The following is a 22,424-nucleotide window of genomic DNA, read 5'->3' as shown; positions in this document are numbered from 1 at the left end:
TACATTGAAATACTTTAATTTGAAAGAAAATATCAAAAAATATCTTAAAATATTACATAAATATCTAGAAATATTTCTTGTGTTGTAATATGATAAAGACGGAGGTGAACTTTATGAAAATTTCGAAAGACATGGATATAATGAGCGCAGTTACTCAATTTCCTGAAACTGTTGAAGTATTTGAAAAATTCGGTATGCACTGTTTTGGTTGTATGGCTGCAAGATTTGAAAACATTGAAGAAGGTGCTGGTGCACATGGTATAGATTCAGAGGTTTTATTAAAAGCACTTAACGAAGCTATATTAGACTAAGAGAAATACAAAACATATATACAGAAAAACTCCATTTTATACTCAAATGGAGTTTTTCTTATTTTTCTCTGATCATATTTATTATGGTTATAAATTATATGTTAATAAAGCTACTTTCTAAATGTCTTTTGGCAATAACTTATTTAATACTACACCGATAAAAGCGGATATTGCTAAACCTGAAATAGATAGGGTTCCCAACATTATGTTATCAATACTTATTCCAGTAACTAAAACTAGTGATGATATAATTAGATTTCGACTATGAGCAAAATCTAGCTTTGCATCTACCATTGTTCTTACGCCAACACTAGCTATCATACCAAATAATATAATACTAACTCCACCCATAACGGCTGAAGGTATTGAATTTATAAGTGCTCCAAATTTACCTATTAAGCTTAAACAAACTGCAAATACTGCTGCTATACGAAGTACAGAAGTATCATAAACTTTTGTTACCGCTAGAACACCTGTATTTTCACTATATGTAGTGTTTGCTGGTCCACCTAGTAAACCGGCAATAATCGTTGCGACACCATCTCCTAGCATTGTTTTATGTACACCTGGATCTTTAAAGAAATCTTTTCCTACAACTGCACCATTAGTAGTAATGTCACCAAAATGTTCTATAAATATGACCATAGCAATTGGAGCTATTGCTGTGAGTCCAGCTAAAGTAAACTGGGGTATAGTAGTAAGTTGCTCGAATGCAGAGGATGAAAAACCTAACCAACCAGCTCCAGATACTCCACTGAAATCAACCATGTTCATAGCATATGCTGCTATGTATCCTACAACTACAGATATTAAAATAGGAACAAGTTTGAAGAAACCTTTTGCAAATATTGAAACAATAATCATTGTAATTATAACAATTGAGGCAACAATTATTGAATTAGTGTCTACACTACCAGCTCCTGTCGCTGCATCATATGAATAGCCTGCCATACTAATCGCAACTGGACTTAATCTTAAACCTATCACCATTATTACAGGACCTGTTACAATAGGAGGGAAAAATGACCGTACTTTTTCAGGGCCAAATGCTTTAATTATTACTGACATAATTATATATACAATACCTGCACCTATAATACCACCTTTGACAACACCAATCCCATATTGTGATAATGTCATTGAAATTGCTCCTATAAATGCAAAACTTGATCCTAGAAAAACGGGAACTTTTCCACCTGTAATATAATGAAAAAGCAATGTACCTAAGCCAGCACACAGTAGTGCTATTGAAGTATCTAAACCTGTTAATAATGGTACTAATACTGTTGCTCCAAACATAGCTAATAAATGTTGAAAACCTAATAAAGCTTTTTTACTATTAGTTAATTGATTCATTTTCTTCCTCCTCTAGTTAATATCACTTGATCTCTTCCATCAGTTTCATCTAATAATACATGTATAATTTCATCCTTAGAAGTAGGCAAGTTTTTCCCAATAAAATCTGGACGAATAGGCAACTCTCTATGCCCCCTATCGACCATTACTGCTAATTGAACTTTTTGCGGTCTTCCATAATCCATAACAGCATTTATGGCAGCTCTACAAGTTCTACCTGTATAAATTACATCATCAATTAATACTACAATCTTATCCTTGACAAATACATTGATTAGGCTATTTACATGAGGTTGTTCAGTCTTTTTTTCTAAATCATCGCGATAATAAGTTATATCAAGCACATCTAATGCAGGTTTTTCTCCTTCAAATTTATAAATATTATCCGCAATCCTTTGAGCTAAAGGAACACCTCTTGTTTTTATACCAATTAATAATATATCTTTAACACCTTTGTTCTTTTCAATAATTTCGTGTGATACCCTAGAAATCGCTCTTTTCATTTCTTTCTCATCCATTAGTTCGATACTTTTTTCCATTTCTTCACCCCTTTTTAGTTAATTTCTTAAGCTGTTGTAAAAAATCCATAACTATAGCTTAGTGGCTGAACATAGCAATCTCGATTATTAACAAAAAAAAACTTCTCACCTAAGGTAAGAAGTATAAGAATACAGATTTAATATCTTATTATATAACCTTACCGGCCTCACAGGGCAAATTTAAAGGATACTTTTGCTTTTTATAGTTTACTATATTTTCTTATACAAGTAAAGTAAAAATACTCTTACTCTACTCATCTATAAGAGCGTAAATTACTTATTACTGTTTTATATTGTTAATTACTTGCATAATTTCATCTGTACTTTGTATTGTTTTTGCATTCATAGAATAAGCTCTTTGGGTAATAATCATTTCTGCCATAGATTTTACTATTTCTACATTTGAAGACTCTAAATAATTTTGTTGTATATTGCCAAATAAATTTGGTTGGTCTATTGAGTTGAACAGCTCTACATTAGGTGATGGTATATACCTACCTTCTCCTAATGGAGTTAATGAGTCTAGAATATCTGGGTTGTATAATATTACTCTACCAAGTAGTACTGTCTCCCCATTCATTTCTTGCGTTATTTCACCACTTGTAGAAATTGCAACTTTACTATTTCCCCATTGTTGATAAGGAACGTTTAAATCAACTTCTAATGGATATCCACTGTCATCGCTAATAGTATTATTCTCATTTAGATGAAATCCACCATTTCTAGTCAACATTAGGTTTCCAGCCGCATCACGAACACCAAAGAAGCCACTACCTTCTATTGCCATATGAAACTCTCCCGTAGATGTTATTAATCCACCTTGATTAAAGTTATTAGTTATTTCACTTCCTTTAGTTCCTGCATTTATAACTGCTACATTTACATTGTTTGATTTTAACACTTCGTTATCGTACATTTCATTGACAAGTAATTCTTGAAAATTCACTATCTTACTTTTGTAACCCATAGTATTTGCATTTGCTAAATCATCTGAAATAGAATTCATTTTGTTTTGTGTCGCATTCATTCCACTCTTACCAATACTTAGTATATTGTACATAGCGTATCTACACCCTTCCTATTTCGTTGACTGCTTTACTTAATGTCGAATCTGCAGTATGTAGTAATTTTTGATTTGATTCAAATTCTCTTGATATCTGAATCATTTTAACCATCTCATCAGCAACTTTTACATTAGACATTTCTAAATACCCTTGCCTTAATTCGCCTTGTATAATGTTTTGTCCTTGTTCGCTTATAAATAACGTGCTACCGATATTGTTTAAATTAGTATAGTCAGCAAAATCTGAAATTAGTATACTTAAATTTTGCCCTGCAATTCTTCCAGTATTATCGACATTTAAATTATCATTATTGACTGTAATATAACTTGTCTGTCCGTTGTCATTTACTCCCATAACACGATATCCTTCCATTGTTACAAGCTCATTTTGATCATTTATTCTGAAGTTTCCATTTCTCGTAAATGCTACTTGTCCATTGTTCATTTCAACAGTAAAAAAACCATTTCCTACTATAGCTAAATCTGTATCCCTATCACTCTGAGATAAATTCCCTTGTTCAAAATTTCTATAGACTTCATCAATTTGATTACCAAATACAAAGTCGCCTAGCTGTCTCCTTTGGTTCATCTCTCGACCACCAGCGTAATTGACCATTACACTAGGTTCAAGAGTACTTTGAACAATATCTTGAAATTTATACCCAGGTGTATTGACATTAGCGATATTAGCACTATTGTTCTCTTGTTTCTTTTGAAGTATATTCATATTGCGATTAACAGTGTATAAGCTTCTAATCATTGTATTCTCTCCTTATGGCTCGGTAGTTATCGCCTTTATTTCTGATGTATATACCATCCCTAATTTTCTTGCCTCTGTCTCTATATGTAGTTGTGATCTAGAAGAGTAACTCAGGTTCATTAGTATTGCAGAAATAAGTATTCCAGTTCCTAAAGCTACTAAGTAATTACATTTTATGGTTGATAATATTTGTATAAACTTTTTAATAGTAATACCTCCCCTTTATTCATATTTAAAAGTGTGCATATTTCTTCAATAGAATAGTCTTCCTTTTCATATTGAGATAATAAATTAAACTTTTCAATTCCAAGGGTAGAGGGAATTGCATCTTCATCTATTTCATTTGGTGTAAAATCCATTTTGCTTATGTTTTCATTAACTACTTTAGCGACGCTTTCATACGATATAGCACCATCGCTTATATCTATATTGTCTATTATTTGTTCCTCTTTTAATATTTCAGGAAAATCATAAGACAAAATATTTTCTATATTAGTCATCCTTATTTTCAATTCATTAAACTCTTGTGAATTGATGTCATTTTCAGCATCTTGTATAACAGAACCAGTTATTTTATTGTTCTCTTTATATATTCCTATCACTATTAATATTACACCTATTGCACATAATATATAAAACATAAATTATTCCTCCAACATAGGCTTAATTATTTGACGCAACTTTATTAAAACTTTACCATGAATCTGCGAAACTCTTGGTATAGAAATATCTAATATATAGGCAATATCTTTGAGCGGTAATTCTTCTACGTAGTATAAGTTAAGAATAATTCGTTCTCTATCTTTCAACTTACTTATTGCCATAGATAATACTTCTTTCTCTTCATTTTTAACATATTGCTCCTCTGGAGAAAAAGTATTATTATCTTCAACCATGTCAATTAACTGAATATCGTCACCATTCTTTGAGTAAACTGCAGATTCTAACGATATCTTAGATAAATAATGTACTGTTTCGTGAAGTTTATACAGCTCTTTATCTCCAATTCCTAATTCTTCACATATTTCTGATTCATCAGGAGTTCTCACTAATCTCTTTTCTAAATCTTCTTTTGCACTATAGTATTGATTTAATTTAGCAATTTTATCTCTAGATACTCGTCCAGATTTTCTTAATTCATCAATGACAGTACCTCTTATTCGTAAAGTTGCGTATGCTTCAAATGGGACTTGCTTTTTATTGTCATATTTCTTAATAGCATCCATCAAGCCCATAACTCCTACACTTAATAAATCTTCTTTCTCATATTCGCTATCCTTTACTTCGATCCTGCCTACCACTCTTTTCACTAGCGGCAAATATTTAATAATTAAACTATCTTGATCACTTTGTGGGTAAGACATGAGATACTCCTTTTACTTTAGTCTATTTTTTCTCATCAAAACAAAAATATGGTTAATAATCTGTTCTCTCTTTGATTCGCTTATATCTTGAAATTTAACACCATATATGTATGTAGTTTTATTTGTTGCTACGTTTAATTCCTTATAAACTATTGAACCTTTTACAATAATAGTTACGCTATCTAATTCGAACAACAACAGCATATTTTGTCCAACACTTGAATCCTCAACACATGAAAACCTTAATCCACCAGCACTTAAATCAGATACTACTCCTCTATCTACATACTTCCATATATTGTCTATATTTTTTTCTACATCACTTATACTATATAAAAATTCATTTTTAGTATAATAAACTGGAATGCTACAAGGAATTCTTACATCTTCTCTTCTTTGCAATGCAATAAAATTGGTTAGAGATGATAGTTCATATGTAGGAATATCTGCATTAATTCTGTCAGTTATAATAGCATCAAAAGCTATCAACTTTTGTTTCTCATAAACAAAACCTTTTAGCTGTTCTCCTAGATGTAGAATTATAAGTTCTTTATTATCTGAAGGTATAGTAACGTATATCTTATTATCTACTATATCTTGAATCAATCCTGCAGTCTTTTTTTCATCTTTTGTTATTAACTCTATTTTACTATTTAAATCGAACAAGCTCATATTTTATCACCCAAAAATTTTTATTATTCTATTAGTTAATTGTTTGAAGTTTGATATGTCACAGCTATAGTTTTTATCTTCAAGTATATTTTTACTTATTTGAGAAATATTTTTACTAGCCAAAGAATCTGGGTACCTTAAAACAACTGGTTTTTGCTCCATTATTGCTTTGCTTACTCTTATGTCATTAAATATAAATCCCAATTTTTCTAAATTTAAATCTAAAAATTGTTCTGAGGTTTTCAGCAGTTTACTAAAAGTTTGTTCTCCATAAGAAAGCTCATTTATCTCATTAATAATTACTTTCACTTTATCTTTAACTTTATAAGTGGAAATCGCTTTTAAAACTCTATATGCATCTGTTATAGCTGTTGGTTCGGGTGTTGTAATTAAAATTAACTCATGTGCAAAAATTGAAAATGTTAAAGAATGTTTGCTAATACCAGCTCCATTATCAATAAGCAATATGTCGTAAGCACCTAATTCACTCAATAATTCTATAATTTGTTGCTGTTTTGTATAATTTAAGTCTTCTAAGTTAAGCAAATCAGCACCACCTGAGATTAAGTCTACACCTTCAGGGCACTTTACTATAATATCTGTTAGTGTAGCATTATCTCGCAACAGATTAAACAAAGTTAGATGTGTCTCTACCCCAAACATTATGTTTACATTTGACATGCCTATATCTGCATCTAAAATTAATACTTTTTTACCCATTTGCTGAAACTTAATAGCTAAATTAATAGTTAAATTTGTCTTTCCTACTCCCCCTTTACCACTAACAACAGAATAAATCTTAATTTGATGTTTTTCTCTCTCTTCTCCAGTTTTGTTATGATCCTCGACCATTCTTCTAAGTTTCCCTGCTTGATCAATCATCCTAATACTCCACCTCATAATATCCTAATAAATTTTCTAAGGTAGCTTCTTGAATATCATCAGGGACATCTTGTCCATAGCAAATGTACTGAATTGGATAAGAATTATTCTCGATTATATTCCAAATATTTGAAAAGCTATCAACTTCATCAAACTTTGTTAATATTATAGCATCATAATTAAATTGTTTATATTTTTCTAATATAGATATTGTGGTTTCTCTATCAGTTGAAATACTAAGTACTAAATACACATTTAACTTTTCTCTAATATTATTTAAATATTGTTCGATATCGTCTAGCTTTTCTTTATTTTTTTGACTTGCACCTAAAGTATCTATTAATACTATATCACAATAACTCAATTTATTTATTTTGTTCTCCATTTCACCTGGTTCTGTGACTATTTCACATGGTAAGCCTAATATACTAGCATAGGTTTTTAACTGTTCTACAGCACCAATTCTATAGGTGTCCATGGTAATTAATCCCACTTTTTTCTTGTTAATTAAAAATTCTTTTGCAGCAATTTTAGCAATTGTAGTTGTCTTGCCAACACCAGTGGGACCAATTAACACATTTACTCTAGATAGATCAACTTTTTCGGCAAAGCAATTTGCTTTAAAACTAGACTCAATAAAAGCCTTCATTTCTTCGGGAGATAGATGATAATTATCTTTAGCTTTCATTTTACAATACTTGAGCAATTGCTCTTGTGTCTCTTTACTTACATTTTTATAAATCTCATCTTTTCCAATAGCTTGTTTTAAAGGATCAACCTCTTCAATACTTCCTATATTATTAAGTACTCTTTTGTTATAATAAGTATTTTCCTCAAGTGCAACGGTGACCTCTAATTTTTCCTTTTTAAAAGGTTTATACCACTTACCAACTTTTATTATGCGATGACTTATTATTACAGCTTCTTTACCAAGCTCATATTTCGCCCTAATAATAGCTTCTTTCATATTGTCTACTATGTATTTTTTTACTATCATATTTTATCTACCAGCCCCACTGCCTCTATTTCAATATCATTTGGTATTTCATTTAATGATAATACAGGTAAACTTGGAAATGTAAATGAGATTAAGTTTTTTAGAGCTACTCTTATCTTAGGTGGTGACAATATAACCGGTTCAATTCCCTTAGTAATCAAGCCATCATTTGCATTCTTTATACTGTCAAAAACTTTAGTAATCACATTAGGTTCTAAAACAGGTATCGATCCTGATAAGGATTTTTGAATATTACCACCAATAAGTTCTTCTAAGTCAGGATGAATAGTCATCACCATAAGAACACCTTCAGAGTTTAGATACTTCTTTACGATAGTCCTTTTCAATGCATGTCTTACATGTTCGGTCAAGATTTCAATATCTTTTGTTAACATTCCATTATCGGCCAACACTTCTAGTATAGTAACTAAATCATATATTGGCACATTTTCTTTAAGTAGGTTTTGAAGTACTTTTTGAACTTCTCCTAATGATAGAATGTCAGGTATTAATTCATCTACTACAACATTATACTTTTCTTTGGTACTTTCTAACAACTGTTTTACTTCTTGGCGTCCTAATAAATCACTACTATTATTCTTAATAATCTCTTTTAAGTGAGTTACTAGAACTGTTACTGGCTCTACTATAGTATAACCATTTAAATCAGCCTTTTCTTTATCTTTTTCTTCTATCCAGATTGCATCTAATCCAAACGAAGGCTCTTTAGTGGATATTCCATCTAAATCAAAGTCAGTGTTTCCAGGATCTATTACCAAATATCTATTAATATAAATTTTCCCACTAGCAATTGTATTTCCTTTAATTTTAATGAGATAATCATTAGGCCCAAGTTGTAAATTGTCGCGTATTCGAATAGGATTTACAACAATGCCAAGTTCCATAGCACATTGTCTACGTATAGCCGTAATATGGTTTATCAGATTCTCGTCATTACCTTCATCAACTAGAGGAATAAGTGCATAACCAATTTCTAAAGAAATAGGTTCCACTTGAAAAGTGGTAACAATATTTTCTTCTTTATCCTTATTATCTTCAATAACTTCTGATATATTACCTGCTAATTGAGTCTCTGCTTTTTCGTTTTCCATGAGTAGATAAGCACTACATCCCAAAATTAAAGATACTATTAAAAATGGTGTAGTTGGAAATGCAGGTACTAGTGCCATGATAAGTAATACTACTGCAGTAACCATAATAACTTTTGACACTCCAAGCAATTCTTTTGTAACAGACTTTCCAAAAGTTTGCCCATCATCAGATCTTGTGACAAGGATACCAGAGGCTATGGAAATCAATAATGCAGGTATCTGGCTAACTAGACCATCTCCAATAGTTAATTTTCCAAATACATCAAGTGCTTCCAATGCACCCATATCGTTTTGCATAGAAAATATTAATATTCCACCTAGTAAATTTATAATTGTGATAATAATCCCTGCAATAGCATCTCCCTTAACAAATTTGCTTGCACCATCCATTGCACCATAAAAACTTGCTTCTCTCTGTAGATCTACCCTTCGTTTTTTTGCTACTTGTTCATCTATCATTCCGGAATTTAGATCAGCATCTATTGCCATTTGTTTTCCAGGCATGGCATCTAATGTAAACCTTGCAGAAACCTCTGACACCCTACTTGCTCCACTTGTTACTACCACCATTTGCACAATGACAATAATAATGAATATTACTGCACCTACAATATAATTATTACCTGTTACAAAATTAGCAAAAGCGTCAATTACATCCCCAGCATTACCCCTGCTAAGAATTAACCTTGTAGAAGATATGTTTAAGCCTAATCGAAACATAGTAGCTATTAATAATAACGTAGGAAAAGTAGAAAACTCCAACACATTTTTCGTAGAAAGCGTTAATAGTAAAATAACTACCCCTAATGTGATATTTATAATCAGTAGAAAATCCAATAACCCACTAGGAATTGGAATGATAATAATAGTTATAATACCAATGACGCAAAAGGCCATGATTACTTCTACATATCTTGTTAGAGTGTCAATTGCTTTTTTAATTACCGGCATACAGTATCTCCTCAGCATTTTAGTTGTAAGTTCTTAGGTTGTAAATTCATGATAATATTAAGTGTCGATAGCTAAGATTAAATTAAATTTTGTGTTTATTTTTTTCCTTAATTTGATATACGATTGCTAAGATTTCGGCTATAGCTTTATATAGTTCTACTGGAACATAATCTCCTACTTCTACTTTGCTATACATATTTCTTGCTAGAGCCTTACTTTCCATTATAGGTATATTATTTTCTTTAGCAATATCTTTAATTTTTTCAGCTATATAGTCTGCACCTTTTGCTGTTAATAGAGGGGCTTTGTCACTTTCACTATTATATTGTAAAACTACTGCAATGTGAGTCGGGTTCGTTATTACTACTGTGGAAGTTGGAATACTAGCCATCATTCTACCCATAGCTATTTGCCTCTGTCTTTGTTGTCTAGCGGCTTTCATCTCGGGGTTCCCTTCCATCTCCTTAAACTCATCTTTAATATCTTGTTTTGACATTTTTAACTTTTTTTTATGATCTCTTCTTTGAAACACGTAATCTACTACTGCTAGCGCCAGCATTACTATAGCAATGTTTATACTCAGGTCTTTCACTAAATCCATAATAAATTGAAACAGCTTTGGTGTACCTATATCCCCCGCATTTATAATTCGTACAATAGAATCAGTTAGATTGCGGTAGGTCATATAAAATACTAAAGTTAATTTCAATACATTTTTCACTAAAGTAAACAATGATTTCCCAGAAAATATATTTTTAAAACCTTCAATAGGATTTAACTTTTTAATATCTGGCTTAAGAGGGTGAACTGTAAATAGAAAACCAACTTGCACTAAATTAATAGCTATACCCATTATCACTGCAATAATGGCAAATGGTAATATTATGTATCCAAAGGTAAGTATTCCGTTAAGTAACATGGCGCCAACATTTTCTCCACTTATATTTGTGGAGTAGTCTATAGAAAGAGAATTTCTTAAAAATATTATTCCATTATTTAGTATAAAGGGGCTAAGTACACCTGTAAGCAGTACAAATAAAAAAAATGATGCTGATGCATTTAAATCTGCACTTTTTGCTACCTGTCCTTTTTTCTTTGCATCTCTGAGTTTTTTGGGGGTTGGTTCTTCTGTTCTGCTTGCCTTATCAGCCATAACTATCCCCCTTTTTTGGTGTTGAATTACTAATTACTAGTTATTAATATATTGCGGTTTATGAATTGCCATTTGCTTTATTAGGAGCTTCTTCTTATTTAACTAAAAAGTGACATAATTCTTTCCATGTATCCTGGAGTCATCTCAAGAATGGTTCCGAAAGAATTAATTAACCAAGATAAAATAATCATTGTAGCAAAAAAACCTACCATTGCTTTTAACGGCATTCCTAGCATTAAAACGTTTATTTGAGGCACTGTTCTAGATATTATCCCTAGTACAATATCTGTTACTAATACGACTATAATCATGGGAGCAGCAACATTGAATGCTAATTCGAATACTCGCCCGAACAGTATTATTACGCTTTCTATTCCTATTCCGTTAAATTGAACAGTTGTTATAGGAATGTATGTAAAAGATTCTATTAATGTAATAATCAACCTCTGATGTATATTTAATATGAAAAATATGCTAATAGATAGCCAGTAATATAACCTTCCATAATTTGATGCATTAGTTCCCATACTAGGGTCAAAAACAGAAGCCATAGAAAACCCGACTTGAAAATCTACAAATTGACCTGCAATTTCCATAGTAGCAAATAATAATTTCGTAACATACCCTATTGCCAGACCAAAAAGTGCTTCTTTTATTACTAAAATAGCAAAATATAGTATTTGATCAATCACTTCTATTTCTGGTGTAACAAGGTATATCATCATAGCTACGCTAACAGATAATGCAATCTTAAACGTATTTGGTATACCCTTAAATGAAAAACCAGGGCAACTTACAAAGAAAGCAGTGATCCTAACAAGAATGAGAATAAATTTTTGCAAGTCAATAATCATAACTTCTCCTATCTTAGTGTAGGTATCAATTGATATAACTGGTTAGTAAATGTGATTAATGAGTTTATCATAAAACTCCCAAATATAATAAGTGCAAACATTACTGCTGCAACCTTTGGTACAAAACTTAAGGTTTGTTCCTGCACTTGTGTAGTAGCTTGCAATATACTAATAGTCAAACCTACTACTAAAGCTACTATAAGAATAGGACCTGATACTTTCATGATAGTCATTAGTGCATTTCTCATTATATCTAACATAATTACCTGTGTCATAAAATCACCTCTAACTAAAAGTTTGTAATAAAGACTCTATTACTAAGTACCAACCATCTACCAATATAAACAATAAAATCTTAAATGGCAAAGATATCATTACTGGTGGCAACATAAACATTCCCATAGACATTAAAATACTGGCAACAATCATGTCTATTACTAAAAATGGAATAAATAAGATAAAACCTATACTAAAAGCAGTTTTCAATTCACTTATCGCAAATGCAGGAACTATTGTGGTAATAGCAATATCCATAGGATCTTCTACATTTTCACTTCCAGAAGCTCTTAAGAAGAGTGCTAAATCCTTTTCTCTCGTTTCTTTAAGCATAAACTCCTTCATAGGTACTACTGCTCTATCTATAGCTTCCTCTTGACTAATATCATCATTCAAAAACGGAGTTACAGCTTCGTCCATTACCTGGGAATAAACAGGTTGCATTATGAAAAATGTCAAAAATAACGCCAAGCCGATTAGTAGTTGATTTGGTGGTGTTTGTTGAGTACCCATAGCATTTCGTAAAAACGACAGCACTATTATTATTCGTGTAAAACTCGTTGTCAAAATTAAAAATGATGGTGCTAACATTAGTACAGTCATAAGTATAAAAATTTTCACTGTGTCTACTGTAGCTTGAGGGTCTTCGTTATCTAGATTAAAGTTTATTCCTATATTCCCATCTTCTACTGCAAGGGCTGTTGCTGGCATCATCATCAAAAATAAGACTAAAAATACCATCACTATTATGAACTTTCTAGTCAACTTTTTTTCCTCATTTCAAAGAAATTATGTGTTTTTGCCTTTATCTCAGATAAATTCATGTAGTTAGGAATACTTTGTTCTTTCTGTATCTCTGCTAATATTTCTTGTACTTTTTCTTCATCGAGATCTTTTAATATTTTATTATCATTTCCTGAAAAGCTCATTAGATAATAAGAACCACATATATCTACAATACATAGTGATGAATTATTACTCACTGATACTCTTTCTACTATTTTTATAATCTTATTATGTTTTGTTATGTACTTATTACCCAGCTTTAAGGATATATTAGCAAGTGCAATTATCATTAAAAGTACAACAATTGTTTTTATCACAGATAAGAACATTTGACCACTCATTTATACACTCCTTTATTGAATTATCATATTAGTAAAATACACATCTTTCACTATTTCATCATCTAGAGCATTATTTATATCTTCGATAATTTCATTTTTAATTTTGCTAATATTATCTACATCCATTATTTGCTCAGCAGTCTTAACTCTTAGATCATCAATAATAATATCTCTAATTTTATTTACATTGTACTCGATAATAGCTCCTTGTTTTCCTTTTTTATACATTAATGCAACCTGAACTTTTAAATAATTTTTAGATCCGCTTATAGAATTTAAATTTACTACAAACTCATCTAATAGAGTAGTGTATTCCTCATCTTTCTCAAATAATTTCACTATATCTGATACTTGATTACCAGTTACTGCAAAATATCCAATAACTGAAATTAATAATATAATCACCGCTACTAATATAATAATAATTAACTTCTTCTTACTCTTTTTTTCAATTTCCTCTTGTGCCATTTGACACCTCACTTTCTTCATCAAATATGATTAAAATATTTACTCTTCTATTAATAGCTCTATTTCCCACACTATCATTTGGAGCTATGGGTCTGTACTCACTGTAACCAACGGCAGAAAGTCTTTTGGGGTCAACTTGCTCGACTTCACTTAAATACCTCACTACTGAAACTGCTCTAGCAGTAGATAGTTCCCAATTACTGGGATATAAGATTCTGTTTATTGGCACATCGTCTGTGTGACCTTCTATGACAATATCATTGTCAAAATCGTTTACTAAACCTTCTAGTCTTTTTAATACAGCCAATCCACTTACTTTGATTTCAGCGCTACCTGATTCAAATAGAATAGTGTCCTTTATGTCTACATAAACACCTCTTCTATTTACAGTTACTGATATATTTGCTTCTAAGCCTTCATTCATTATGTATTCCTTAACCTTTTCGTACATAACTAAAATTTCTTCCTTGATGGTAGTACTATCGATAATATCACTAATAGTTTTCTCATCATCTATAGGAATAGGTTGATCATTTTGTTGGCCTTCCATAACAGCTGGTTGCCCTACACCCATTAACACTGCTTGAATCGATTCGCTAATATTCTTAAATTTTACAGTATCTATAGTAGACATAGAATAAAGTAAAATAAAAAAAGTAAGTAGCAGTGACATTAAATCAGAGTAGGTCGTTATCCATCCTGAACCACTACTATTGCTTTCTTTTTTTACCAGCTTTCTTCTACTCATAATTTTCAGCCTCTTTAACATTTTCTTTTTCAGCTTTTAATAATTTTTGTTCTTCTGGTGATAGGTAAGTAGTAAGCTTATCTTCTAATAATCTAGGATTGCTGCCTGCTTGTATCTCTAGTATTCCTTCAACAATCATCTGCCCTGTGTACATTTCTTCATCAGTTTGAACTTTTAGATTAGACGCTATAGGCAATAAAATTAAATTAGCCAGTAATGAACCATATAATGTTGTAAGAAGCGCAGTTGCCATCCCAATCCCAATTGCACTAGGATCATCTAGTTTTGCAAGCATTATAATCAATCCTATTAAAGTACCAACCATACCAAAGGCAGGCGCATATTCTCCCCATTTAGAGAATATAGCTTGTCCTGTCGAATGTCTTCTCTCTGCAGTCTCTTGTTTTAGTTCTAATATCTCACGTATTGTATCAGGCTCTACACCATCTACTATCATCTGTAATCCAGATATTAAAAATTCGTCTTCAATAATAGTGATATCATCTTCAAGTGCTAACAGTCCATCTTTTCTTGCTTTTTTCGCTAAATCAGTAAATAAAAGCACCAATTTCTGCCTGTCATCCTGAGGAGAAGCTACCAGTAATTTCAACATACTTGGTATTTTGATAAGAGTTTTCATAGGAAAACTAATAAGTAATGCACAAAAGGATCCTCCTATTGTTATCAAAGCAGATGATGCACTAATAAAATTAATAATATCACCACTTATAGTAATAGACCATATAACTAGTGCAGCACCTGCAACTAAACCTACTATTGGCACCCAGTTCTTCTTCATTTAATTCCCTCCGGCAGATCATTATGAATTTGTCTTTTAAATTTAATAATTTTGGGCACAATATCTTCTATGGTATCTTCTACCCTTAAAATTTTACCATCTGTTAATGTGATGATGGTATCTGCTGCTTCTTCAATTTTATAGATTAATTCACTATTTAAGCAAAACTCTTTTCCATTTATAGAAGTAAGTAATATCATCTTATACCTCTTTCTGATAAAGTAACGGTAAGCGTGATAGCCTACCGCCTACTGCTTAATTTATCTTTTTAAATTAATTAATTCTTGTAACATTTCATCAGAAGTACTTATAGTCCTAGAATTTGCTTGATAGGCTCTACTTGTAACTATCATTTCAGTAAATTCATTTGCTAAATCAACATTTGACATTTCTAAAAATCCTTGTCGAACTACTCCATAACCTGAATTACCAGCTGTTCCTGCCTGTGGTTGCCCTGAATTGTTAGTATTAGCATAATTGTTGCTTCCTGTTTTTTGGAGTCCTTCTGGGTTACTAAACGATACCATACCAACTTGCCCTAAAAGGTATGCATTACCATCACTATAAACTCCTATAATTTTGCCAGTTCCGTCGATAGTATAACTTTCTAAATCTAGATCTAAACCTCCAACAGTTATTGGGTCAGGTATTGTTAACGGCTGTAGTAGGTCTAAATCTGTAGCTGCACCTGTAGGCACTTCCAAATTAGATGGTATTACATCTGTAGTTAAATAATCATCTCCCACAGGCTTTATATATCCTAAAACTCTTAAACCTCCTGCATTAACTAGATTGCCCTCATAATCAGTATAAAAAGCACCATCTCTTGTATAAGATTTAAGTACTCCTGCTGAATCTTGTGACACTGCAAAGAATCCTTCTCCTTCTATTGCAAAATCTAAACCTCTATTAGTAGGTTGAAGGGCTCCTCCTGTCATAATCGTATCAATAGCACCAACTTTTACTCCTAGACCTATTTGTTGAGCATTAACTCCACCTAAACCATTAGCAGTTGGAGCTTGAGCCGTAGCAACTGTTTGGCTAAGCATGTCTTGAAATCGTACCCTTCCAGATTTAAAAGCAGTAGTATTTACATTGGCAATATTATTTCCTATAGCATCCATTTTTGTTTGAAAGTTTCTCATTCCACTTACTCCAGCATATAACGATCTTATCATTTAAATTCCTCCTAAGAATATATCCCACTTCAGTCAGTCCGTGGGTGTATGGCTTCCCTAAGGTCCAGCCATTTTATTTTACAATAATCGCACTATCGATATTAGTTACCACGTCCATATCTTTTTCTCGTAGTGCAGTGATAATAGTTCTATTTCTTACATTTGCAATAAAAGTTACGTCTTTGTAAATCATTAAACTCTCTTTCGCACCTTTTTTCTCTAAACTATCCATAGCTTCTTTAATTAAATCCATATCTGTTTCATGTAATTTAATATCTCTCTCTGACATTCTTTGTTGAGCATGATTAGATATTCTAACAGTATCTTTTTTACTTATACTATCTTTTAGAATTTTATTAAAATCTTGATTACTAGATTCTATACTTTTACTTGTTCTACTTATGTTAGGTGATATTATCTGACCATTTTCAATCCTAAAACTCATTCTTCCACCTGTGAATTGGCCACTTCAATCACTGCACCTAAGTTGTAATTTTTGTTATTTACATGTAACATCGCGTATCCATCTTGAAATTTAATCTTTTCGACGACACCTGTTACAATACTATCCCCATCTGTAAGGGTCACTTCTTTTCCTATTAAAGTAAAAGCGTACTGTTGTTGATTCATTAATGTTAATAGAGTTAAACTGTCTGATATATCACTTATTTGTTCTAATGTAGTAAACTGTGCTAATTGGGAAACATAATCAGTGTTGCTACCACCGCCCTCACTTCCCATAGGGTTTTGGTTTCTAATCTCAGCTGCCATAATTTGAAGAAAATCATCTACCGATAAACTACTCTTCGTACTAGCACTTTGAGTGTTTTGTCCTGCTGCTAAAGTATTATTTACTTGCACTCACTTTACCTCCTAAGATATTTTTATTTCTCAGATAATTTATATAGTTTTACTTGCTTTTTTTTAAGCTAGAATACTAATTTCACTAATGTCAGTTCCATTATCTTTTGCTATTGATGTTTCTAATAATTCATCGTCTAAAATAAATTCTCTAAACAAGTCTTTATTATCTTGACCTGATTGTCCACTTGAGTCTCTATTTTGACTTCCATTGAAATCTATATCAATTTTTTCAATGTTTATATTTTGTTTTGCTAAGTTGTCTATTAATTCATTGATTTTATTGCCAAACATCTGCTTTATTTGGTCATTGTCAACTAAAATTCTAGCAATTAACTTACCCTCTTCAATCTTTAAAACTACATTAACACTTCCTAACTCTTCTGGATGTAGTTTCACTTTCATAACATTAGCATCGCCCTGAGCACTTGTCTCCATTAGCTTAATGATAGAGTCATTTACCTTATGTAAATTGTCGTGGGATAAAACTTCCTCTTTGATAATTATCTCTGAACTTGATTTAATGCTTTGAAATTCTTTTACATTGAGATTCATATCTGCTTTTTCTATAACAGTTGCACGATCACTAGTTTTTATTACTTCATTCTTATAATAATTTAATTTTTCACCCATACTCTTTACTGTCTGCAGTACTGTTTCATCTTCTTTGATATTATCATTTTGCAAAATAGGTATATTGAGTTTCTTTTCGCCAAGATTACTGTTAGGTTTGAACTCTAATATCTTTTTTTCATGGATTGATGTAGTCTCGACAATACTTTTATTTATTACTAAATCTTTTTCATTTTCTACTATGTTTTTATTGATGAAAAGGGAATTTTCCTCTTCTAACTCTGACATTGCCTCAGTAGTAAACTGTGATAGAACATCACTCCGTTGATAATTAAGTATACTCTCATCTAATAGACCATCATTAATTTCTACATTAGTATTATTAATTGTTTTATCATGATAAATTGGAATATGTAGAATCGCTGACATAATATTGATTTTTTTGTCCTCAGAATTGATATCACTTATTAACTCAGGTATTACTATCTTATCATCGGATTTCTCTTCTAAAATAGCTTCTTTGAGAATAATTTCTTCTGGAACTGCTTCAGTCGTCATATCTCCTTTGATAGATAATCTTATAATCGAGTTATCCGTCTTATGATTTTCTTTACCTCTGTTATTTAATTTATTTGCTAAAACTACAGAGAAGACATCTTGATGCTCATTTGACTTTGAGCTTTTATTATTCATTTTCCCCATTTTTGTAGAGACCTGTGCATTTTCGACCTTCATTTTCTCACCTCCCCTCAGTATTTCTGATTATATTAAAAACTCAAAATGTTTTTTTTTTGAATTTTAATACTGCAATCTCGTCTAATTCTCTTTGTTCTTCATCTTTCACTTCGTCATTATAAGTTGAAAAATCTTTTTCTTTTAGCTTTTCCATGATCTTTCTATCTTTTTGTGCTGCTATTAATTCAACTCGTACTTTCTCTAGATTAGCACTTGTACTATTTATCGCTTTATTTTGTAAAGAAATTTTCTCTTCTAACTTTTGTTTATACAATTGTTGTTGTAATAACTCTTGTATGGTCTTATATTTTAATGATCTCTCTTTTGTACTTTCATATCTGTTCGTTAATTCTAAAAGTACTAATTTATGATGTTGTAGTTCATTTTGGAGTACTGCAAACTTTTCCATAGTACTCTTTTCACTATGTGTTCTCCACTCCAACACCTTTTCCATTGGGAAACTGTAGGCTTTCATATTGCACTCCCCTCTACTAGGTCTTAATTTATTATTTATAACTCAACAACTATATTTAAAAGCTGAGCTTGTTTTTCACAATCATTATGTAGTATCTATTTAGCTCTATACTAGCGTCTCTTTGAGTAAATCTAATGTTTCTTCATATGTAAAGTGATCACACACATTTTGTTTAAGAAAATCATTAATAGGATTATTTAATTCAATCGCTTTATCTATGATAGGATTACTCGATTTTACGTATGCGCCTACATTTATTAAATCTTCTGATTCTGAATATACTGCTAGGTTTTCTTTTAGTTTCCCTGCTAAAATATCATGATCTTCATGGACAATTTCTTTCATAATTCTGCTTATGCTATTTTGTATATCAATTGCTGGAAAATGATTTTTAGCTGCTATCTTTCTAGACAATATAATATGACCGTCAAGTATACCTCTTACTGAATCGGCTATAGGTTCATTCATATCATCACCCTCTACTAATACAGTATAAAAAGCAGTAATTGAGCCATCTTTAGACATACCACTTCTTTCTAATAGTTTTGGTAGCATTGCAAATACTGATGGTGTATATCCTTTTGTAGTAGGAGGTTCGCCGATAGCAAGTCCTATTTCTCTCTGTGCCATGGCAAATCTAGTTACAGAGTCCATCATCAGCATAACTTTCTTACCCTTATCCCTAAAATACTCTGCAATAGCTGTGGCAACAAAAGCGCCTTTCAATCTTACTAATGGAGGCTGGTCAGATGTAGCACATATAACTATTGATTTTTTATAACCTTCTGGTCCTAAATCCTTTTCAATGAATTCTAAAACCTCTCTACCTCTTTCACCGATGAGAGCTATTACATTGACATCTGCTTCGCAGTACCTTGCAATCATACCTAGTAAAGTACTTTTACCTACTCCACTACCAGCAAATATTCCAATTCTTTGTCCCTCTCCACAGGTAAGTATTCCATCAATAGCTTTAACACCAGTATTCATGATTTTATCGATTTTCTTTCTATCAAAAGGATTTGGCGGGGTTCTAGTCACATTATACAAATGTCCGTCTGTCAATATTTCATTATCTATTGGTCTACCAAGTCCATCAACAGTATGTCCAAGTAGCTTGTCACTTATCTTTATCTTTAATGATTTTCCTGTAGGTTTAACTAAACATCCAGGTCCAATCCCTTGTAGTTCGTCTAATGGCATGAGGAGTACACCGTTGTTTTTAAATCCGACTACTTCTGAAAGCACCTTCTTATCTAATGCCTTAATTAAAACTTCACAAACTTCTCCAATAAAAACCTGTAAACCTTCCACTTTTATGATCAGTCCTATAACCTCAGTAACTTTGCCCATTTTCGTGTAGTGACTTGTTCTCTTTATCAATTTCCCATAATCTTCAAATGGTATATTTAACAAATGATTCACTCCAAGTTTTTAATTTCTTCTAAAATATCTTCTATCTGCTTTTTAACTTGTAAATCTATGATTTGATGTTCATTTTCTATAATGCATCCATTCTTTTCTAGATTAAAGTCTTCAATTAGTACAAATTTTGAATCTGGACATATACTTTCCATAGGATGTAAATTAGCTCTTATATAGTCAATATTATCTGGATGACAGGTTATAATAATATTTTCTTTCTTTCCATATTGCTGTAAGATTGGTTTTATAAGCATTACAATATTCTCTGATGAGGTATTGATAGTGTTATGAACAATACTTTCTGCCATATCTGCAGCTAGTTGAATTATTTTGACTCTATTATCTGTATAATAGTTTGCCACATATCTATTTGCTTGTTCGATCATTGATAGCGCATTATTTTTTATAGTTAATGCTTCTTCTTGAGCCTCTTTTACTGCTTGTTCATACCCTAATTTAAATCCTATTTGATATCCCTTTTCTTCTGATTTCCCTTGTAATTCTTGTGCCTCTTCTATTGCTTGATTAATTATATTTTCTTTTATCTCTTCTATTTCTGCATATATCTCTTTTCTTATTTCATTTTGAATATCATTAATATTTATTTCACAGCCATCATCTTCCTGTGGTAATGCATTAGTCGGCATTGTGACTTCTTGTTGAAAATAATCTAATTTAGTATCTATTAATGATGTATCTTCTTCAACACAAGATATATTGCAATTCTTAATGATTTTATACGATAACGGAATCTTGATCACCCCTTCCGATAACGATTTCGCCAGCTTCATCTAATCTGCGAATAATACCCACAATTCTGTGTTGTGCTTCTTCCACGGTAGAGAGTCGAACAGGTCCCATAAATTGAATATCCTCTTTCAACATTTCTGCAGCACGTTTAGACATATTGCCATATACAACACTTCCAACTTCTTCTGATGCACCTTTTAATGCAAGTACCAAGTCTTCATTACTAACTTCACGAAGTATCCTTTGTATTGAATTCTTATCAAGATTAACAACATCTTCAAATATGAACAGATTAGCTTTAATTATTTCTGCTAATTCTGGTTGTGTTTCCTCTAAGTCGCTAAGAATATTTCTCTCAGTACTTCTATCAACGGAGTTAAGAATTTCAACTAGTGCTTTAACTCCTCCCACTGTTTCAGTATCATTTTCAATAAGATTAGAAAATTTATTATCCATAATACTCTCAATTCTTTTTATTACAGCAGGTGAAGTTCTATTTATTGTACCTATTCTCTCAGCAATTTCTGCTTGCAATTCTACAGGAAATTGTGAGAGTACTAAAGCAGCTTTGTCTGGTTGCATATAGCACATTATTAGGGCTATTGTTTGGGGATGTTCACTTAATAGTAAATTAGTAAGCTGCAGTGGATCTGCTTTACGGGCAATAGCAAACGGTCTCTCTCTTTGCTGGATTTGTGTAAGCACGTCTATTACTTCTTTTGCTCTATGTGTTCCTAAAGCTTTGTTTAATAGATTTTTGGCATAGTCTAAACCACCATCCATAAGAAATTCCCTAGCTGAGGCCATATCTATAAAGTCCTCGATGACTCGATCTCTATCATAAGGTTCCACATAATCTATATTTGCAATTTCGTATGTAATCTTTTGTATTAAGTTATCAGGTAATAATTTTAATACTTGTGAAGATGTTTCAGGACCTAAGGCTATTAATAATATAGCCGCCTTCGACACACCCTTTAGCTTCGTTTGCATTC

The 22,424-nt window shown here is 31.6% G+C and carries 28 protein-coding genes; 1 reads left to right on the top strand and 27 read right to left on the bottom strand.

Features of this window, described 5'->3' with window-relative positions:
* Window positions 1-113: 113 nt before the first annotated feature.
* Entirely contained in the window at window positions 114-311 is a 198-nt protein-coding gene (locus tag GC105_RS03310) for a DUF1858 domain-containing protein (RefSeq protein WP_152801669.1), read from the top strand.
* A gap of 117 nt (window positions 312-428) precedes the next feature.
* On the opposite strand, the gene GC105_RS03305 is transcribed toward GC105_RS03310, so the two are convergent.
* The 27 genes from GC105_RS03305 to fliG form a co-directional block, all read right to left on the bottom strand.
* On the bottom strand, window positions 429-1,667 hold the full coding sequence (locus tag GC105_RS03305) for a uracil-xanthine permease family protein (RefSeq protein ID WP_152801667.1): 1,239 nt from the start codon (window positions 1,665-1,667) through the stop codon (window positions 429-431).
* Window positions 1,664-2,206: a bifunctional pyr operon transcriptional regulator/uracil phosphoribosyltransferase PyrR gene (gene pyrR / locus GC105_RS03300; RefSeq protein WP_152801665.1), complete on the bottom strand. Its 543-nt coding sequence runs from the start codon at window positions 2,204-2,206 to the stop codon at window positions 1,664-1,666. The genes GC105_RS03305 and pyrR overlap by 4 nt, the downstream gene beginning before the upstream one ends.
* A gap of 280 nt (window positions 2,207-2,486) precedes the next feature.
* Complete coding sequence (locus GC105_RS03295; RefSeq protein WP_152801663.1) at window positions 2,487-3,266, bottom strand: flagellar hook-basal body protein; 780 nt, start codon at window positions 3,264-3,266, stop codon at window positions 2,487-2,489.
* A gap of 7 nt (window positions 3,267-3,273) precedes the next feature.
* Window positions 3,274-4,029, bottom strand: a complete 756-nt coding sequence (locus GC105_RS03290; protein WP_152801661.1) for a flagellar hook-basal body protein — start codon at window positions 4,027-4,029, stop codon at window positions 3,274-3,276.
* 173 nt (window positions 4,030-4,202) lie between these two features.
* Window positions 4,203-4,670 carry a hypothetical protein gene (locus GC105_RS03285; RefSeq protein ID WP_152801659.1) on the bottom strand — a complete coding sequence of 156 codons (468 nt, stop codon included), beginning with the start codon at window positions 4,668-4,670 and terminating at the stop codon, window positions 4,203-4,205.
* Window positions 4,671-4,673: 3 nt separating this feature from the next.
* A complete protein-coding gene (locus GC105_RS03280; RefSeq protein ID WP_152801657.1) occupies window positions 4,674-5,393 on the bottom strand; it encodes a sigma-70 family RNA polymerase sigma factor in 720 nt (239 codons plus the stop codon).
* A gap of 12 nt (window positions 5,394-5,405) precedes the next feature.
* On the bottom strand, window positions 5,406-6,065 hold the full coding sequence (locus GC105_RS03275; RefSeq protein WP_152801655.1) for a flagellar brake protein: 660 nt from the start codon (window positions 6,063-6,065) through the stop codon (window positions 5,406-5,408).
* A 6-nt stretch (window positions 6,066-6,071) separates the two neighbouring features.
* A complete protein-coding gene (locus GC105_RS03270) occupies window positions 6,072-6,947 on the bottom strand; it encodes a MinD/ParA family protein (protein WP_193708269.1) in 876 nt (291 codons plus the stop codon).
* 1 nt (window position 6,948) lies between these two features.
* Window positions 6,949-7,944: a flagellar biosynthesis protein FlhF gene (locus GC105_RS03265; RefSeq protein ID WP_152801651.1), complete on the bottom strand. Its 996-nt coding sequence runs from the start codon at window positions 7,942-7,944 to the stop codon at window positions 6,949-6,951.
* Window positions 7,941-10,007 carry a flagellar biosynthesis protein FlhA gene (flhA, locus tag GC105_RS03260; protein ID WP_152801649.1) on the bottom strand — a complete coding sequence of 689 codons (2,067 nt, stop codon included), beginning with the start codon at window positions 10,005-10,007 and terminating at the stop codon, window positions 7,941-7,943. Before flhA ends, GC105_RS03265 begins: the two co-directional genes overlap by 4 nt.
* Before the next feature lie 82 nt (window positions 10,008-10,089).
* Window positions 10,090-11,160: a flagellar biosynthesis protein FlhB gene (gene flhB / locus GC105_RS03255; protein ID WP_152801646.1), complete on the bottom strand. Its 1,071-nt coding sequence runs from the start codon at window positions 11,158-11,160 to the stop codon at window positions 10,090-10,092.
* Window positions 11,161-11,258: 98 nt separating this feature from the next.
* Window positions 11,259-12,014, bottom strand: a complete 756-nt coding sequence (gene fliR, locus GC105_RS03250; protein ID WP_152801645.1) for a flagellar biosynthetic protein FliR — start codon at window positions 12,012-12,014, stop codon at window positions 11,259-11,261.
* Window positions 12,015-12,022: 8 nt separating this feature from the next.
* Window positions 12,023-12,289 carry a flagellar biosynthesis protein FliQ gene (fliQ, locus tag GC105_RS03245; protein WP_152801643.1) on the bottom strand — a complete coding sequence of 89 codons (267 nt, stop codon included), beginning with the start codon at window positions 12,287-12,289 and terminating at the stop codon, window positions 12,023-12,025.
* A 10-nt stretch (window positions 12,290-12,299) separates the two neighbouring features.
* On the bottom strand, window positions 12,300-13,055 hold the full coding sequence (fliP, locus tag GC105_RS03240) for a flagellar type III secretion system pore protein FliP (RefSeq protein WP_246169694.1): 756 nt from the start codon (window positions 13,053-13,055) through the stop codon (window positions 12,300-12,302).
* Entirely contained in the window at window positions 13,052-13,417 is a 366-nt protein-coding gene (locus GC105_RS03235; protein WP_152801641.1) for a flagellar biosynthetic protein FliO, read from the bottom strand. The genes fliP and GC105_RS03235 overlap by 4 nt, the downstream gene beginning before the upstream one ends.
* Before the next feature lie 12 nt (window positions 13,418-13,429).
* Window positions 13,430-13,885, bottom strand: coding sequence for a flagellar basal body-associated FliL family protein (locus GC105_RS03230; protein WP_193708268.1), 456 nt, complete (start codon window positions 13,883-13,885; stop codon window positions 13,430-13,432).
* A complete protein-coding gene (locus GC105_RS03225; protein WP_193708267.1) occupies window positions 13,866-14,633 on the bottom strand; it encodes a flagellar motor protein MotB in 768 nt (255 codons plus the stop codon). Before GC105_RS03225 ends, GC105_RS03230 begins: the two co-directional genes overlap by 20 nt.
* Window positions 14,626-15,432: a motility protein A gene (locus tag GC105_RS03220; protein WP_152801635.1), complete on the bottom strand. Its 807-nt coding sequence runs from the start codon at window positions 15,430-15,432 to the stop codon at window positions 14,626-14,628. The genes GC105_RS03225 and GC105_RS03220 overlap by 8 nt, the downstream gene beginning before the upstream one ends.
* A complete protein-coding gene (locus tag GC105_RS03215; protein ID WP_152801633.1) occupies window positions 15,429-15,632 on the bottom strand; it encodes a flagellar FlbD family protein in 204 nt (67 codons plus the stop codon). Before GC105_RS03215 ends, GC105_RS03220 begins: the two co-directional genes overlap by 4 nt.
* Before the next feature lie 60 nt (window positions 15,633-15,692).
* The gene (locus GC105_RS03210; RefSeq protein ID WP_152801631.1) at window positions 15,693-16,610 is read right to left on the bottom strand and encodes a flagellar hook-basal body complex protein; all 918 of its coding nucleotides are present in this window, start codon (window positions 16,608-16,610) and stop codon (window positions 15,693-15,695) included.
* 73 nt (window positions 16,611-16,683) lie between these two features.
* Window positions 16,684-17,055: a TIGR02530 family flagellar biosynthesis protein gene (locus GC105_RS03205; protein WP_152801629.1), complete on the bottom strand. Its 372-nt coding sequence runs from the start codon at window positions 17,053-17,055 to the stop codon at window positions 16,684-16,686.
* Entirely contained in the window at window positions 17,052-17,471 is a 420-nt protein-coding gene (locus GC105_RS03200) for a flagellar hook capping FlgD N-terminal domain-containing protein (protein WP_152801627.1), read from the bottom strand. Before GC105_RS03200 ends, GC105_RS03205 begins: the two co-directional genes overlap by 4 nt.
* 63 nt (window positions 17,472-17,534) lie before the next feature.
* A complete protein-coding gene (locus GC105_RS03195; protein ID WP_152801625.1) occupies window positions 17,535-18,779 on the bottom strand; it encodes a flagellar hook-length control protein FliK in 1,245 nt (414 codons plus the stop codon).
* A 40-nt stretch (window positions 18,780-18,819) separates the two neighbouring features.
* Complete coding sequence (gene fliJ, locus GC105_RS03190; RefSeq protein ID WP_152801623.1) at window positions 18,820-19,254, bottom strand: flagellar export protein FliJ; 435 nt, start codon at window positions 19,252-19,254, stop codon at window positions 18,820-18,822.
* Between the two features lie 105 nt (window positions 19,255-19,359).
* Window positions 19,360-20,670, bottom strand: a complete 1,311-nt coding sequence (fliI, locus tag GC105_RS03185; RefSeq protein WP_152801621.1) for a flagellar protein export ATPase FliI — start codon at window positions 20,668-20,670, stop codon at window positions 19,360-19,362.
* Window positions 20,671-20,675: 5 nt separating this feature from the next.
* Window positions 20,676-21,470, bottom strand: a complete 795-nt coding sequence (locus GC105_RS03180; protein ID WP_152801619.1) for a FliH/SctL family protein — start codon at window positions 21,468-21,470, stop codon at window positions 20,676-20,678.
* Window positions 21,415-22,422 (bottom strand): flagellar motor switch protein FliG, encoded by a 1,008-nt coding sequence (fliG, locus tag GC105_RS03175; RefSeq protein ID WP_152801618.1) that lies wholly within the window; start codon window positions 22,420-22,422, stop codon window positions 21,415-21,417. Before fliG ends, GC105_RS03180 begins: the two co-directional genes overlap by 56 nt.
* Window positions 22,423-22,424 lie beyond the last annotated feature (2 nt).

It is taken from the genome of Alkalibaculum sporogenes (assembly GCF_009362815.1).
Lineage (GTDB): Bacteria > Bacillota > Clostridia > Eubacteriales > Alkalibacteraceae > Alkalibaculum_A > Alkalibaculum_A sporogenes.
The sequence above is the reverse complement of the archived record's forward strand: the minus strand, read 5'-3'. Positions and strand labels throughout refer to the sequence as shown.